Genomic DNA, 15,775 nt, shown 5'->3' on the forward strand with positions numbered 1-15,775 from the left:
TTCGTAGACTTCCGCGCATGATCTTCAAAGCCGTGGGAGACGGTCGCCCCTATCCGGACCACGGCAAGGTCACGCCCAAGGACTGGGCGGACGTCCCGCCGCGCATGGTCCGGCTCGACGAGCTCGTCACCACCAAGCGCACCCTCAACCTCGACAACCTGCTCTCGGAGGACTCGACGTTCTACGGCGACCTGTTCGCGCACGTCGTCGAGTACAAGGGCGTCCTGTACCTCGAGGACGGGCTGCACCGTGCCGTACGGGCGGCGCTCCAGCAGCGGCCCGCACTGCACGCACGAGTTCTGGTCCTCACGTAACGATTCGCCCACAGGCCCAGCGTGCCCGGTGGGCTCAGGGGCCCTCGACCTCGTACGCTCGTCGCGTGGCGAACCAGCACCAACCCCCGACCCCGCGCGAGCTGCGGCGCCGCCACATGCACGAGCGCCAGGCCGTCGTCTTCGGTGTGCTGCTCGCGGCCCTCGCCCTCGTCGGGGTCGGGGCCGCCGGGATCATGACCGGCGCCATCAGCTCGCCCTTCAGCAAGCCCATCGCGACCCCCACGCAGAAGGACGACGCGATGACCACGGCGGTGCCCTGCCTGCCGAAGGGCACCAAGCCGGTCAAGTATTCCGAGATCACGCTCAACGTGTACAACGCGTCGGGCCAGCCCGGTCTGGCGCGGAGCACCGCCGACGCCCTCACGGAGCGCGGGTTCACCATCAAGAAGGTGGGCAACGACTCGTCCAAGATCGTGGCGCCGCGGGTCGTCTTCGGCAAGCGCGGCCTGTACCGGGCGTACACGGTGGCGGCGCAGCTCAAGGACGCGAAGCTCGCGTACGACGGCCGCAAGGACGGGAGCGTCGACGTCGTCCTCGGCACCGAGTCGCACGTGCTGCTCGCGACCAAGGACGTGCACCTGAACGCCAAGAAGGCCATGAAGTCGGCGCCGGGCTGCGTCCCGCTCGCGAAGGTCACGCCGCTGCCGGCGGCCCCGAAGGCGACGCCCAAGTCCACGAGCAAGTGAGCCCGGGCGGGCGCGCGCCAACTAGGGTCACGGCGTGACCACACCGCCCGCACCGCCGCTGCCGATCCGGCCCGTCCGCGCCGACGACCCCGCCGAGGTCGACCGCATCTACGACATCTGCCTGCGCACCGGGGCGTCCGGCGAGGACGCGACGGGGCAGTTCGCCGACCCCCGCCTGCTGGGCGAGGTCTACGCGGGCCCGTACGTGCGGTTCGCGCCGGAGCTCGCGTTCGTGCTCGACGGCGGCGCTGACGCCGGGCCCGTCGGGTACGTCCTGGGCGTCGCCGACACGGCCGCGTTCGAGGACGAGCTCGAGCGGTCCTGGTGGCCGGGGCTCCGCCGTCGGTACCCGCTCGGCAGGTTCCCCGAGGGCAGCCCCGACGCGGGCGTCGTCGGGCTGATCCACGAACCCCGACGCACCCCGCCCGGGCTGCTCCACGCCTACCCGGCCCACCTGCACATCGACGTGCTGCCGGACGCGCAGGGCGGCGGGAACGGGCGGCGCCTCATCGAGACCCTCACGGACGCGCTGCGCGCCGCGGGCGCACGAGGCGTGCACCTCGGCGTCGCCGCAGACAACGTCAAGGCCCAGGGCTTCTACGAGCACCTCGGGTTCCGCCGCGTCGAGCAGGCCGACGGCCACGTGTACGGTCTGCGCCTCTCCTGAGCGCCGCCCGGGGACTTGTCAGAACGTGGTGCACGGTGACGTGCACCACGTTCTGACGACTCAGGGACGGGTCGTGAGTCAGGACAGGCGCGGCACCACCTCACGCGCGACGAGGTCGAGGTGGTCGAGGTCCTGGAGGTCGAGGGTCTGCAGGTACAGCCGGCTCGCCCCGGCCGCCCGCACGCGCTCGATCACCGCGACGGCCTCGTCGACCGTCCCGGCGATGCCGTGCTCGCGCAGCTCCTCGGGCTCGCGCCCGATCGCGGCTGCCCGGCGACGGAACTCCGCCTCGTCCGCGCCGACGCACAGCACGAGCGCTGCGGAGTAGCGCAGCTCGTCGGGGTCGCGCTCGATCGCCTCGCACGCCTCCCGGACGCGACCGAACAGCGTCGGGATGTCGTCGAGCTCGGGGAACGACGCGTTGTACTCGGACGCGAACCGGGCCGCGAGCGCCGGCGTGCGCTTCGGGCCGCTCCCGCCGACGATCACGGGCACGCGCGCCTGGACGGGCTTGGGCAGCGCGGGCGAGTCGACGACCTGGTAGAGGTCGCCGTCGAACGAGTACGAACCGCCCGCCGGCGTGGACCAGAGCCCGGTGACGATCTCGAGCTGCTCGGTGAGGTGGTCCATGCGGTTCTTGGGGTACGGGATGCCGTAGGCGGCGTGCTCGCGCTCGAACCACCCGGCGCCGAGCCCGAGCTCGACGCGACCGCCGGACATCTGGTCGACCTGCGCGACCTGGATCGCGAGGACGCCCGGGTAGCGGAACGTGACGGGCGAGACGAGGGTGCCGAGGCGGATGCGCTCGGTGTCGCGGGCGAGGCCGGCGAGCGTCGTCCAGGCGTCGGTCGGGCCGGGGAGCCCGTCGGTGCCCATGGCGAGGTAGTGGTCGGAGCGGAAGAACGCGTCGAACCCGAGGCGCTCGGTCGCCTGCGCGACGGCGAGGAGGTCGTCGTAGGTGGCGCCCTGCTGGGGCTCGGTGAAGACACGGAGCTGGAAGGGGTGATCGGTCATGCGTCCTACTCTGCCGCACCGGCGCGCCGTCGCCGCGTGGGCACGAGCCCAGGCTGCGCCGCTAGGGTTTGGCCCATGACCGAGCCCGCGTCGACCGAGTCCGCGGGCTCCGACCCCGTCAAGCCCTCGTCTCCCCCGGCACCCGAGGGCGCTCGTGCGCTGCTGCTCGCCGCGACGGGGCGGACGGGCGTGTGGGTCGCGTTCGTCGTCGTGCACGCCGTGCTGTTCTGGGAGGCGAGCCACCACGCCCAGGCCCTGTTCGGGGACCCGGAGCTCTACCGGCAGTGGGCGGCCGGCGGCGTCCAGGACGGGGTGTGGCCGGTCCTGGACATCTCGTGGGTCTACCCGATCGGGGCGCTCGTCCCGGTGACGCTGCCCGCGCTCGTCTCCGCCGACGGCGAGGCGTACCGGTACCTCTTCATGGTCCTCGTCGCGGTGGTCGACGGGCTCGCACTCGGGTCGCTGCTGCACGCGGGTCGGGGACGGACGCTCGGGGCGTGGTGGTGGCTGGTCTTCCTGCTCTTCCTCGGGCCGATCACGCTGGTGCGCCTGGACGGCATCTCCGCCGCGCTGACGGTGATCGCGCTCGCCCAGCTGATCCCGTCGCGCAAGAACCCGGACGGGCGCGTGAGCGTGGCGAGCGCCGTGGCTGCGGCGGGGGCGTGGGTCAAGGTCGCGCCGGGCGCCGTGCTCGTGCCGCTGGCCCTGACGGCGCGGCGACCGTGGCGCCGCGTGGTGCTGCCCGCGGTCGCGGTGACCGCCGTCGTCGTGGGGCTCGCCGAGCTCGGGGGCGCGGGCTCGCGCGTGCTCGGCTTCTGGGGGACGCAGGACTCTCGCGGGCTTCAGGTCGAGTCGGGGGCGGCCACGCCGTTCTCCCTCGCCCGCCTGTGGAGCGGCGAGTACCGGGTGTTCTACAACGCGCCCCTGAACGTCCTCGAGATCACCGGACCCGGGACGGCGTGGTTCGCGCAGGCGCTCGACGTGCTCCTGCTGGCCGCCGTGGTGCTCGCGACGGTCGTGACGTGGCGCGCGGCGGTCCGGCTCCGGCGCGACGTGCCCGGCGAGGCCGAGCGCCGGACCCCGCAGCTCGAGCTCGTCCTCCTGTCGACGCTCGCGCTCACGCTCGTGCTGTTCGCGTTCGACAAGGTCGGGTCGCCGCAGTACGTCGCCTGGTTCGCACCGCCGGTCGCCGTCGCGCTGACGGCGCTCCGCACGCCCTCCTGGCCCGGCCGACGGCGCAGCACCGGCCCGCACCAGGCCAGCGCCGACGTGTGGGGCGTGTTCGCGCTCGCGCTCCTCGTCGTCGCCCTGCTGACGCACCGGCTGTTCCCCGACCACTACGACGAGTTCCTCGGCGCGCGCCCGTTCGACACCGTGCTGGAAGCGGTCCGCAACGTCCTCGTGCTGGCGCTCGCGGTGGGCTCGCTCGTCCTGCTGGGCCGGCATGCCCGCCGCGGGATGACCGGGTCGTCCGGGTCGCCCGATTCCCAGGACGCCCGGTACCGGGAGAGTTCCGCCGACGCGTCCTGATCTGGTGCAATGGGGCCCACGGTCGCGGCAAGGACGCCGCGAGCCGCGCGTGGATCGAAGGAGATGCACCATGTTCCGTGGCCCCTACGCCGACGTCACGATCCCGGACGTCAGCGTGTTCGACTACCTGTTCGCCCACCTCACGGACGACGACCTCGCCCGCACCGCGCTGATCGACGGACCGAGCGGGGCGCGCTGGACCTACCGCGACCTGCGTGACCAGGCGGACGCGGTGGCCGGCGCCCTCGCGGCGCGCGGCCTGCGGCCCGGCGACGTCGTCGGGCTGCTGTGCCCCAACACCCCGGCGTTCGCCGTCGTGTTCCACGGAGCCCTGCGAGCCGGCCTGACCGTCACGACGATCAACTCCCTGTACACGCCCGACGAGATCGCCGCCCAGCTCGCCGACTCGTCCGCCCGGCTCCTGATCACCGTCAGCCCCCTCGCCCCGGGCGCGTCCGCGGCAGCGGAGAAGGCCGGGCTGGCCCCGGGCGACGTCGTCGTGCTGGACGGGCCCGGCGAGGCCGCGGACGAGCACCCCAGCCTGAGGGACTGGCTCACCGCGGGCCATGCCGCGCCGGACGTCACGTTCGACCCCGCCACCCACCTCGCCGTCCTCCCCTACTCGTCAGGCACGACGGGCCTGGCGAAGGGCGTCATGCTCACGCACCGCAACCTCGTCGCGAACGTCGCAAAAACGGCGCCCACGCTCGAGATGGTGCCTGACGACGTCGTCCTCGCGGTCCTCCCGTTCTTCCACATCTACGGCATGACGGTGCTGCTCAACCTGGCCCTGTCGCAGGGCGCGGCGCTCGTGACCATGCCGCGGTTCGACCTCGAGCAGTTCCTCGCGCTCGTCGAGCAGCACCGCTGCACGTACCTGTTCATCGCCCCGCCCATCGCCGTCGCCCTCGCCAAGCACCCGCTCGTCGAGGGGCACGACCTGTCGAGCGTGCACACCGTCTTCTCCGGTGCCGCGCCGCTCGACGCCGCGCTCGGTCACGCCGTCGAGGCCCGGCTGAGCTGCCGCATGAAGCAGGGCTACGGGATGACCGAGCTGAGCCCCGTCTCGCACGCGATCCCGCCGTCGGTCGACCTCCCGCTCGACTCGGTCGGCTACACGCTGCCCAACACCGAGTGCAGGCTCCTCGATCCCGCGACCGGCGAGGAGATCCCGCAGCCGGCCACGCCCGACGACGGCGAGTCGGCCGCCGGAGAGCTCCTCGTCCGCGGACCGCAGGTCATGGCCGGCTACCTGAACAATCCGCAGGCGACGTCCGACACCCTCCAGCCCGACGGGTTCCTCCACACGGGTGACATCGCGACCGTGACGTCGGACGGCGTCGTGCGGATCGTCGAGCGGCTGAAGGAGCTCATCAAGTACCACGGCTACCAGGTCGCGCCCGCGGAGCTCGAGGCGCTCCTTCTGAGCAGCCCCGATGTCGCGGACGTCGCCGTGATCGGCGTGCGCGACGAGGACGGCGAGGAGGTGCCCAAGGCGTACGTCGTCGTGCAGCCGGGGCGCACGCTCGACGAGCAGGGCGTCAAGGACTTCGTCGCCGCGCGCGTGGCCCCGCACAAGAAGGTGCGGAAGGTCGAGTTCGTCGAGGCGATCCCCAAGTCGTCGTCGGGGAAGATCCTGCGCAAGGACCTCCGCGCCCGCGAGGCGGGCCGACTCTAACAGCGGCACTCGCCGACCCCGGCTCCCGAGCCTCGACTCGTTCGCCGACGTAGCGCTTCTCGCCTGAGATAGCACGGACTTCGTGCTGATTCAGGCGAGAAGCGCTACGTCGGCGCGCCCGGCACCGGCTCACCCCGCAGGGGTCCGCGGACGGGCGCCTCTTGTGAGAACGACGGCGCAGGGCTAGCGTCAGGCTTGCGTTCGTTAGGCGCGCTAACACATGACGCCGCGCCGCTCGTCGGCGCCGGCGTCGGCACCCGGTCCGTCGACGACGTCGGACCCGAAGGAGAAGCAATGAAGCGTTCCGTCCTTCGCACCGGAGCGAGCGCCCTGCTCGCGACCGTGCTCGTCGCCGGCCCTCTCGCGGCGTCGGCCCTGGCCTGCGCACCGCACGGCCACGATGCTCCGCACTCGAAGGCGCTCCCGTCGAGCGTCTTCGCCCCCTACCTCGACGTCACCGCGGTCGACTCGATCGCGCAGACCGCCAAGGAGTCCCGCTCGAAGTACCTCACCCTCGCGTTCCTCCAGGCCGACAAGCCGGGGTCGTGCGAGCTGACCTGGGCCGGCGACCCCGCCGAGTCCGTCGCGAGCGGAGCCCTCGCCGACCAGATCGCGAAGATCCGCAAGGCCGGCGGCGACGTCATCCCGTCGTTCGGCGGCTACAGCGCGACCAACGACATCATCGACTGGGCCAACAACCCCGCGAACCTCACGGAGATCGCCGACTCCTGCAAGGACGTGACGAAGCTCGCGCAGGCCTACGAGCAGGTCGTCACCACGTACGGCGTCACACGTCTCGACTTCGACATCGAGGGCACCTCGATCACCAACAAGGAGGGCGTGGACCGCCGCAACGAGGCCGCCGCACTGGTCCAGAAGTGGGCCAAGAAGAACCACCGCACCGTCGAGATCAGCTACACCCTCCCGTCGTCGACGACGGGCCTCGTGCAGTCGGGCCTCGACCTCCTGAAGTCGGCGGCCGCGCACGGCGTCGAGGTCAGCAGCGTCAACATCATGACGTTCGACTACTGGGACGGCGCGGTGCACGACATGGTCGCCGACGCCGAGCAGGCCGCGACCGCGCTGACCGGGCAGCTGAAGGCGACGATCCTGCCTCACGCCTCGCAGGCCGAGCTGTGGCGCCACGTCGGCGTCGTCCAGATGATCGGGACCGACGACTACCGCAGCCCCGAGGGCGTCGCGACCGACATCTTCACCCCGCAGCAGGCAGTGACCTTCGAGCGGTGGGCGAAGAAGCACCAGCTCGCCTACCTCGGGTTCTGGGCGCTGCAGCGCGACAACGGCTCCTGCCCCGACGCGACCGTGGCGCAGAACAACTGCTCCGGCATCGAGCAGGACACCTGGGCGTTCACCCAGGCGTTCAAGCCGTTCACGTCGAACCACCGGTGACGCGCGCCCGCTGATCCGGCACTGTGGGCCCCGGTCGCGACCGGGGCCCACAGTCGTGTCGCGGCCCGGTTGCGGAGCGCAACCGGAGACGTGGTGCCAGACTGAACCGGACCTGGACCATCTCGGACGGCACCTGGCACGGGGGCAGGATGTTCGCACGACACAAGGCGACGGGCACCCGGTCGAAGCGCCGGTGGCTCCGCGGGGCGTGCGCGCTCGTCGCCGTCGGAGCCCTCGTCGGTCCAGCAGCCGCGGTCCCCGCGAGCGCCGACGCACCCGTCGGGAGCGAGACCACCCCCGGTATCTGGGGGACGCACGTCGTCACGTTCGTCTCGCTGGGGCGCACCCTGTCCACGGTCGAGGTCGCCGACGGCGGTCACGCCCCCCGTCAGCCCGCTCCCCCGGCCGCCGACGGCGTCTTCTCCGGCTGGTTCGTGACCGTCGGCGGCGTGGAGGTGCCGTTCGACTTCGACACCACGGTCGTCGAAAGCGACCTGACGGTCACGGCCCACTTCACCGACACGCACATCGTCCAGTTCCTCGCCCCGGAAGCCTTGACGCCCTCGACGCGCGTCCTCGACACCGACGAGATCGCCGACGGCGCGGCCGTGGGCGCCATCGCGCCGGACGTGCCGCAGGTCCCGAACGGCACCGTCTTCACGGGCAACTGGTACGTCGACGGCGACGCGTCGGAGACGCCGTACGACTTCAGCGCACCGCTCACGGCGAACCTCGTGCTGCGCCCGGTCCTCGCCGACGGCTTCGCGGTGTCGTTCGTGACCGACGGCACGGCTGTCGAACCGGTGTTCGTCCTCGAGCCGAAGACGCAGTTCACGCAGGCCGACCTGGACGCCGTGCCCACGCCGACGCGGGTGGGCTACCGGTTCACAGGATGGTTCCGCGACGAGGCGCGCACCGTCCCGGCCGACCCGCCGTTCACCTCCACGACCACGCTCTACGCCGGGTGGGCCGGCGAGGACGTCGAGTACCACGTCAGCTACTGGCTCGAGAAGCCGGGGATCGTGCCCGCGAACTACCCGGACCCGGTGTTCACCGCCGCCGGCGGCGCGCTGCCCGCCTGGGGACCGAGCGACGGCGCCCTGAGCGACGCGCAGCTCCACGACCGGACCTGGCGGACATCTCCGACACGGCCGTGGCCGGGTCGTCGGTGAGCGGCCCCACGAGCAAGTCGGCCATCCCGACGGTGGTGCGGACGCTCGTGCGTGCGCAGCTCGACCCGGCGAACGTCCAGCCCGACCCGATGACGTTCGCCGACATCGGACTGAGCGAGGCTGACGTGTCGGTCGCCGGCGACGGGTCGACGGTCGTCAACGTGTACCTGACCCGCTCGCTCTGGCGCGTCGACTACCGCCTGCTGGCGCCGGGCCTCACGGGCGGCGGCACGCGATGCCCGGCGACCGCGACGTACAACCAGCAGATGACCGTCGCGGGCACCCAGTACTACGCGAGCAGCTCCCCTCAGCGTGCCGACGGTCACCTGCTCGGCACCTTCTCGGCGCGCGCCAAGATCGGCCTCGACCTGTCCGTGGTCGACGCGGGGCCGCAGCCCATCGACCAGTCGGACGGCACGCTCCTCATCACGGCTCAGAACGCAGCCACCTCGGTCTACGACTGCGTCAACCGCGGCTGGGGCCCGATACAGATCAGCGCCACCACCTTCCAGGCCTCGTGGACGGGGGCCGGCGCGGACGCCGGCGGCGTCAACGTCGCCGCACGGACCACGGCACTCTCGTCGGCCTGGTCCGCTCGCAGCAGCCAGAACCTCACGGAGAGGTTCGACTACGTCGAGGCAGAGGATCAGTCCCAGTCCGCGCCGGACGCCGTGCTCGGCGCCGACGGAAGGCCGAACGACCCGCTGCACGTCACGACGCTCTACAACAACAACAAGACGACGGTACGTGCGGCGATCCCACCGGGGCAGCAGGTCTTCGAGCAGGGCCCGAGCTTCCGCTACTGGGCCACGAACGGTGACCGGCAGGTGGCCGGCGTGATCGACGGCTTCACCTCGTACGTGGGGTACGGCACCGGCACCGACACCGTCGGGAACTACTTCCAGCTCGACCAGCCCACGAACCGGCTCTACCAGCTCCGGAACAGCGGCAACACCAACGACGCCTACCGCTACCAGTTCTACAGCCGCAACGCCTACGACCTGGTCTTCGTCACCGGTGGTGGCACAGCGATCCCGCCGGTGCCGAACATCCGGTACGAGACGTCGCTCACCGCGTACGCGCCGCCCGACCCGACCCGCGGCAACGACGAGTTCCTCGGCTGGTACACCGACTCGTCGTTCAGCACCCCGTTCGACTTCGACGGCGCGACCATGCCCGCGAGCAACCTCGTGCTCTACGCGAAGTGGCTCGTGGACCCGCACACCGTCCGCTTCTACGACGACCCGTCGTCGACGAGCCCGATCACGAGCCTCACCCAGACGGTCGAGGACCAGGGCCTCGCGACCGAGCCGGACCCGCTGGACCCCCGCCCCGACGGTTCGACCTTCCTCGGCTGGTACCAGCGCACGTCCGACGGGTACTTCGTCCCGTACGACTTCGACACCCCGGTCGGCTCGGACCTGAAGCTCTACGCGCGCTGGCAGCAGCCCGCGAGCTCGCCCTACGCCGTCGCGTACGACGGGAACGGCAACACCGGGGGTACCGTCCCGGTCGAGCCGTGGACGTACAACGCGGGGGCGAGCGCCATCGTCAAGGACGGCTCGTCCCTCGTTCGCGGGGACGAGGTGTTCGTCGGCTGGCGGCTGCGGGTGTCGGCGGTCGCCCGGATCGTGGGCTCGCCGACGGCGGGCCCCGTCGAGGGCCTGTACCAGGTCGGGCACACTGTCCCCGTGGGTGGGCGCGACATCACGCTCGTCGCCGTCTACGCCGACCCGGACCCGACGTTCGCCGTGACGTTCGACGAGAACGGCGGCGCGGACCGGCGCGTCGTGTGGGACGCCGTCGACGGCGCCTCCATCACCTACCCGGACGCCGACGACGTCGGGTTCACCGGCCCGGACGGTGCGCGCTTCCTCGGCTGGTCGACCGACCCCGATGCCACCGAGCCCGATCCCGCGTACGACCGGCTGACCGTCTCGACGGTCACCGGCGATCTCACGCTCTACGCGGTGTGGGAGGTGGCCGGACCCACGCCGACACCCACCCCGACTCCCACACCGACGCCGACTCCGACGCCCTCGCCGACGGGCGGCACCACGCCCCCGCCGTCGTCACCCACGGGAGGCACGGGGACGCCGACGACGCCGGGCAGCGGTGGTTCCGTCACGCCGCCGACGGGCGGTGCGGGCACCACGACGACGACACCTCCTGCCGTAGGTGTCGGCGCAGGCCCGGCGGGCACCAGCCCCGGGGGGCTCGCCGACACCGGGTACGCACCGTTCCTGGCGCTCGCCGCGATCGTTCTTCTCGGCATGGGCGTCATCGCCACGGCCTTGGCCTTCCGCCGCCGCGCGTGACGGAGCGCCCGTCGTCGTCAGAGCGAGCCGACGACGCCCGTCCCGGAATCATGGCCGAGAGGACGGAACTCTTCGCTGTGCCGCTCGCGCGGGCGTGCGAGGGCAAGGGCAGCGACGCACTCGTATTCGCCCGCCGACGACGGCACGCACCTGCGCCGTACCAGAACGGACGACGGAAGCGGCGGATGAATCGCGGGCGCCGTCCGGAGGTCGGGTGCCCCCCCGCCCCACGCCGCACGACCTCCGGCACACGGCCGCGAGCCTCGCCGTCAGCTCGGGTGCGAACGTCAAGGCCGTGCAACGGATGCTCGGGCACGCGTCCGCAAGCATGACGCTCGACGTCTACGCGGACCTGTTCGACGACGACCTCGACAGCGTCGCAGCCGCACTCGACCGAGCGGCATCGCACGCAGGGGTCGCAGACCTGTGGGCACACGCTCCCGTCGGCTAACCGAAGCGGGTACGGTTTCAGCCTTCCCGCACGCACCGTTTGCGATCAGCATGACTCGTATGTCATTCCGCGCTCGCAAGTCGTTCAAGGTGATGCCCGGTGTCCGGATGACGGTGACCCCTCGGGGATTTTCAACGTCAGTCGGTGTCAACGGCGCACGCGTAACCGCTCACAGCTCCGGCCGAGTCACTCGTACCGTCGGCATCCCGGGGACTGGCATCTCCAGCGTCAAAACGGTGAGCAGCGGCCATGCGAAGACAAGACCGACTGCACGCACTGTTGCCACGCAGCCGGCCGCGTCCACGACCTCACGACCGGCGAAGCCTGCGAAGCCCAGTGCGTTCGCGCCGAAATGGGAGAAGCAGCTGTACAAGGCACTCAGCGCGCACGACGTCGACCAGGTCGTCGCGGTGGCAGAAGGGAAGCCGGAGGCGCAACGTACAGCCGCTGCTCTGGAGGTGGTCTACCGCGCCTGGCCGGGTGACATGGAGCGGGCTCGTGTGCTTCTGTCATGGCTCGTCGGGCAGGCCTACGAGCCCACGGCCGACGCGTTCCTCGTCCGCTACGCACCGGACGCTCGGACATCGATCAGCGTTGCCGAGGGCGTGACCGTCGAGCTTCCGTTGAGCGCCGACTCGCTGGGGCTCATGCTCGCCGAGAGCCTCCAAGCGGCTGGTGACCTGTCGGCGGCGACCGCGGTCGTGGAGCAGCTCGACCCCTCAACCGTGGCGGCGGTATCGCTCGCAGAGCTCTACGGACAACAGAAGCGTTGGGCCGACGTCATCGACCTCACGAACGGCCTTCAGAACGACGACGACGCCAGCGTCTTCCTCCTGATCCAACGCGGCGTGGCGCTACGCGAGTCTGGCAGCCTCTCGGCCAGCCGGGAGGTGTTCCGAGAGGCGCTCCGGTTCAAGTCCCGTGCGCCGCAGCTGAGGCACCACGCGCTCGTCGAGCGTGCACACACCTACCTCGCGGAGAGGAAGCCCTCCATGGCACGCAAGGACCTCGAGCGGGTCCTAGCCGAAGATGCCTCCTACCCCGGTCTTGCGGAGGCACTGGAGTCGCTCGCTCGGTAGGAAGCGCGCCGGGGGCACCTGCCCAAAAACCGCGCAGCAGAAGGGCGTGCTCGGGCGCGCGTCCGGCGAGCATGACGGTCTACGTCGATGCTTGCCTGTACCTCCACGACGACTTTGGCACGGCCGCAAACGCGGTAGATCACGCCGGATCGCTCGCGGGTATGGGAAGCCTGCGCACAGGTGCAACTAACAGGTGCAACTAGCACGTGACATGAAGAACGCCTGACAGCCCGCCTCGCGGCTGATCCCCAGGCCCCTCGCGCTCCTATCGACGCCGATAACGATTTGCTTGATACTCGTCGACCCAGTTTCGACTCGAACGCCACTGGCCGTCCGGCCCCTTCGTAGCTTCAAGTGCGCCGCGTGCCGCAGCAGTACGGAGCGCAGCGGCCGAAAGGCCGTCCGTGGCCAGTGCCGCGATCGGCACGAGCCTCGCGGGCCCAGCGATCGCAGGCACGATGAACTTGTAGAGGTTGTCCAAGATCGCTCGAGCTATGAACTCGCCGAGCGCGCCGCAGTCCCCCGTGTCCGCTCGCTGCAACGCCCGGAGGTAGGTGCGTCGCTCGTTCGCATAGATGATCGCGGGCGGGTATCCCAATCGAACCAGGAGGACGTTGAGCAAGAGTCGCCCGGTCCGCCCGTTGCCGTCGAAGAACGGGTGGATCTGCTCGAAGCGGCAGTGAAGACGTGCCACGAGCTCCGGAAAGCGGTCGGCACGGGCGACGAGTTCGTTGGCGTCCGCAACCCATTGCTCCATCTCGGCATGGACCAACGGCCACGTAGGAGGCTTCATCCCGGCACTGAACGCCTTGACCTCCGATTCACGAAAGGACCCTGGCCCCTCGCTCGGCTTAACACCGTCGGGTGGGATCACGTTCCAGAGCGGAGCCATCGTGAGCTTGTGGATGTATCGAACATCCTGCATTGTGATGCGCTCGTGAGTCGTGTCTCGCTGCAAAGCCTGCCCGTACACCCACCTCGACGCGTCGGCATAGCCGCGCACCTCGAGATACTCCTCAAGCCGCTTGTTCCCAACCGCATTGCCTTCAACGAGCAGCTCGTCGACCTGCTCTTGAATCAGGGTGTTGCCTTCGATCGCGGTCGAGTGATGCGCTTCCGCTTGCCAGATACCTTCCCAGACGTCACGGGCTTCACGTGGACTCGGCAGGCCGCCGAGCCGCTGCCACAACTCCGCAATCTGGACGTCAAGTCGTGTGTAGATCTCGTCACGTGGAGGGCGACCGCGAGGCATGAGACTCCAAAGTGTTCGCTGAGCGGCATGCGAATTGAACCGAACGAACGTAGCAGAAGTGTTCGGTTCGATTCGATGTGCCGCACCGCAACAAATCGAACAGAGTTACGAGCAGGGTCCTCGCGCGCCGCGGACGACCAAGCTCACTGGGCGCGCCGACGCTCACCGCGCACCTCGCGGTGGTCGCAGGGTGCCAGATCACGCCGGCGTCAGGCGCAGGGGGGACGAGTTGAGGGCGGCGCTGTCCACCCACTCAGACGAAACGGCCCCGGATCGTTGGAATTCCAACGATCCGGGGCCGTTCGCGTCGTGCGGTAGCGGTGAGATTCGAACTCACGGTGGACTTTCACCCACACACGCTTTCGAGGCGTGCTCCTTAGGCCGCTCGGACACGCTACCTCGCCGGGGACTACCCGACCGCAGAAGAGTACCCGCTCCCCCCGCCTGTTTCCGAATCCGCCCGTAGGCTCGACGTCGTGGAGACGATCACCGACGCACGCGCCGCCGCTCAGAGGGCGCTGCCGGTGCTGCGTGGCCGTCGTCTGGCAGTGCTGACCGGTGCCGGGATCTCGACGGACTCGGGCATCCCGGACTACCGCGGTCCCGACTCGCCGCCCCGCAACCCGATGACGTACCAGCAGTTCGTCGGCGACGAGGGCTTCCGCCGCCACTACTGGGCGCGCAACCACGTGGGCTGGCAACACGTCCACCGCACGACGCCGAACGCGGGCCACCGCGCGCTCGTCCGGCTCGAGGAGGCGGGCGTGGTGACGGGCATCATCACGCAGAACGTCGACCTGCTCCACGAGGACGCGGGCTCCCGGAACGTCATCGACCTGCACGGACGCTACGACCGGGTGATCTGCCTGCAGTGCGGGCGCGTGATCTCGCGCGAGCACCTGGCGGAGCGTCTCGACGCGCTCAACCCGGGGTTCGTGGAGTCCGTCGCGGGCAACGTCGCGGACGTGGAGATCGCGCCCGACGCCGACGCCGTGATCGAGCAGACGTCCCATTTCCGTCCAGCGCCGTGCGAGTTCTGCGGCGGGGTCCTCAAGCCGGAGATCGTGTACTTCGGCGAGAACGTGCCGCGCGAGCGGGTGGACCGCGCGTTCGCGCTCGTCGACGGCGCGGACGCGCTCCTGGTGGCCGGGTCGTCGCTCACGGTCATGAGCGGGCTGCGGTTCGTCCGGCGGGCGGCGAAGAACGAGCAGCCGGTCGTCATCATCAACCGCGGCCCGACCCGTGGCGACGACCTTGCGACAGTCAAGCTCGACACCGGCACGAGCGAGACCCTGGCGGCTCTGGCCGAGGCGCTCGCGTGACCATCGGCCACGCGTCCGAGGTCGTGACGCTCGACCAGCGGGTCCTCGCGGTCCACGACACGGGCGCCGTGGGAGGCAGCGCGGGACCGGTGCTCGTCTGGCACCACGGCTCCCCCGCGACCGGTGCGCTGCTCGCGCCGGTCGTCGACGCCGCGACGGTCCGCGGGGTGCGGGTCGTGTCCTACGCGCGGCCCGGCTACGGCGGCTCGACGGCGGCCCCGGGCCGGGACGTGGCGTCGGCGGCGACGGACGTCGTCCAGGTGCTCGACGTCCTCGGCGTCGGACGCGCTTACGCGCTCGGGTTCTCGGGAGGCGGCCCGCACGCCTTGGCGTGCGCGGCACTGCTCGGGGACCGGGTGCCGGCGGTCGCGGCCGTCGCCAGCCTCGCACCCTTCACCGACGACGCCCCCTGGTGGGAGGGCATGGTGGCGCCCGGAGCCCTGCACGCCGCGGTGCGCGGCCGTGAGACGCGCGCGGCGTACGCGCTCAACGAGACCTTCGACCGGTCCGTGTTCGTCGACGACGACTGGGCCGCTCTGCGCGGGCCGTGGGCCGCCCTCGGCGACGACGCGGCCCGCGCCGAGGCCGCCGGGCCGGACGGGCTCGTCGACGACGACGTCGCGTACGTCTCGCCGTGGGGCCTCGACCTCGGCACGGTCACCCAGCCGGCGCTCGTCGTCCAGGGGGGCCGGGACCGGGTGGTGCCGGTGACGCACGGCACGGCGCTCATCCAGCACCTCGCGCGGGGCGAGCTGTGGCACCGCCCGCACGACGGCCACGTGTCGGTGCTGGCCGCGGTCCCGCTGGCGATCGAGTGGCTGCTGCAGCACCGCTGACCCGACGGGCGGCACACGGGTGTGA

Annotated in this window: 14 protein-coding genes, 1 tRNA gene and 1 pseudogene; 13 read left to right on the forward strand and 3 right to left on the reverse strand. The window is 71.0% G+C overall.

What is annotated here, in order from left to right:
* The first annotated feature begins 17 nt into the window (after positions 1-17).
* From ACFT5B_RS06530 to ACFT5B_RS06540, 3 genes are all read left to right on the forward strand, one after another.
* Complete coding sequence (locus ACFT5B_RS06530; RefSeq protein ID WP_036954593.1) at positions 18-314, forward strand: type II toxin-antitoxin system VapB family antitoxin; 297 nt, start codon at positions 18-20, stop codon at positions 312-314.
* Between the two features lie 65 nt (positions 315-379).
* Positions 380-1,021 carry a LytR C-terminal domain-containing protein gene (locus ACFT5B_RS06535; RefSeq protein WP_386797178.1) on the forward strand — a complete coding sequence of 214 codons (642 nt, stop codon included), beginning with the start codon at positions 380-382 and terminating at the stop codon, positions 1,019-1,021.
* 34 nt (positions 1,022-1,055) lie between these two features.
* Positions 1,056-1,688, forward strand: a complete 633-nt coding sequence (locus ACFT5B_RS06540) for a GNAT family N-acetyltransferase (RefSeq protein WP_386797179.1) — start codon at positions 1,056-1,058, stop codon at positions 1,686-1,688.
* Between the two features lie 78 nt (positions 1,689-1,766).
* Here the strand turns inward: ACFT5B_RS06540 and ACFT5B_RS06545 are convergent, their stop codons facing one another.
* Complete coding sequence (locus ACFT5B_RS06545; protein ID WP_386797180.1) at positions 1,767-2,702, reverse strand: LLM class F420-dependent oxidoreductase; 936 nt, start codon at positions 2,700-2,702, stop codon at positions 1,767-1,769.
* A gap of 75 nt (positions 2,703-2,777) precedes the next feature.
* On the opposite strand from ACFT5B_RS06545, the gene ACFT5B_RS06550 reads away from it, so the two are divergent.
* The 8 genes and pseudogenes from ACFT5B_RS06550 to ACFT5B_RS06585 all read left to right on the forward strand — a co-directional run bounded on the left by ACFT5B_RS06550 (position 2,778) and on the right by ACFT5B_RS06585 (position 12,340).
* Positions 2,778-4,232 carry a hypothetical protein gene (locus tag ACFT5B_RS06550; RefSeq protein ID WP_386797181.1) on the forward strand — a complete coding sequence of 485 codons (1,455 nt, stop codon included), beginning with the start codon at positions 2,778-2,780 and terminating at the stop codon, positions 4,230-4,232.
* Positions 4,233-4,302: 70 nt separating this feature from the next.
* Positions 4,303-5,910: an AMP-binding protein gene (locus tag ACFT5B_RS06555; protein WP_386797182.1), complete on the forward strand. Its 1,608-nt coding sequence runs from the start codon at positions 4,303-4,305 to the stop codon at positions 5,908-5,910.
* Between the two features lie 294 nt (positions 5,911-6,204).
* Complete coding sequence (locus ACFT5B_RS06560) at positions 6,205-7,320, forward strand: chitinase (protein ID WP_386797183.1); 1,116 nt, start codon at positions 6,205-6,207, stop codon at positions 7,318-7,320.
* A 149-nt stretch (positions 7,321-7,469) separates the two neighbouring features.
* Positions 7,470-8,492, forward strand: a complete 1,023-nt coding sequence (locus ACFT5B_RS06565) for an InlB B-repeat-containing protein (RefSeq protein WP_386797184.1) — start codon at positions 7,470-7,472, stop codon at positions 8,490-8,492.
* Positions 8,489-10,810: an InlB B-repeat-containing protein gene (locus ACFT5B_RS06570; RefSeq protein ID WP_386797185.1), complete on the forward strand. Its 2,322-nt coding sequence runs from the start codon at positions 8,489-8,491 to the stop codon at positions 10,808-10,810. Before ACFT5B_RS06565 ends, ACFT5B_RS06570 begins: the two co-directional genes overlap by 4 nt.
* Positions 10,811-11,024: 214 nt before the next feature.
* Complete coding sequence (locus ACFT5B_RS06575) at positions 11,025-11,261, forward strand: tyrosine-type recombinase/integrase (protein ID WP_386797186.1); 237 nt, start codon at positions 11,025-11,027, stop codon at positions 11,259-11,261.
* A gap of 59 nt (positions 11,262-11,320) precedes the next feature.
* Positions 11,321-11,473 (forward strand): annotated as a pseudogene (locus ACFT5B_RS06580) (DUF4236 domain-containing protein); the annotation flags it as partial.
* Between the two features lie 24 nt (positions 11,474-11,497).
* Positions 11,498-12,340 carry a tetratricopeptide repeat protein gene (locus ACFT5B_RS06585; protein WP_386797234.1) on the forward strand — a complete coding sequence of 281 codons (843 nt, stop codon included), beginning with the start codon at positions 11,498-11,500 and terminating at the stop codon, positions 12,338-12,340.
* 265 nt (positions 12,341-12,605) lie between these two features.
* Here the strand turns inward: ACFT5B_RS06585 and ACFT5B_RS06590 are convergent, their stop codons facing one another.
* Together ACFT5B_RS06590 and ACFT5B_RS06595 are read right to left on the reverse strand one after the other, a co-directional pair.
* Positions 12,606-13,529, reverse strand: a complete 924-nt coding sequence (locus ACFT5B_RS06590) for a Fic family protein (protein WP_386797187.1) — start codon at positions 13,527-13,529, stop codon at positions 12,606-12,608.
* Between the two features lie 375 nt (positions 13,530-13,904).
* Positions 13,905-13,991 (reverse strand) — tRNA-Ser (locus ACFT5B_RS06595).
* A gap of 77 nt (positions 13,992-14,068) precedes the next feature.
* Between ACFT5B_RS06595 and ACFT5B_RS06600 the strand changes: the two genes are divergently transcribed.
* Both ACFT5B_RS06600 and ACFT5B_RS06605 read left to right on the forward strand, forming a co-directional pair.
* Positions 14,069-14,914, forward strand: coding sequence for an NAD-dependent protein deacetylase (locus tag ACFT5B_RS06600; RefSeq protein ID WP_386797188.1), 846 nt, complete (start codon positions 14,069-14,071; stop codon positions 14,912-14,914).
* On the forward strand, positions 14,911-15,750 hold the full coding sequence (locus ACFT5B_RS06605) for an alpha/beta fold hydrolase (protein WP_386797189.1): 840 nt from the start codon (positions 14,911-14,913) through the stop codon (positions 15,748-15,750). Before ACFT5B_RS06600 ends, ACFT5B_RS06605 begins: the two co-directional genes overlap by 4 nt.
* The last annotated feature ends 25 nt before the right edge of the window (positions 15,751-15,775 follow it).

Origin of the sequence: Luteimicrobium sp. NPDC057192, assembly GCF_042670205.1 — a bacterium.
GTDB lineage: Bacteria > Actinomycetota > Actinomycetes > Actinomycetales > Cellulomonadaceae > Luteimicrobium.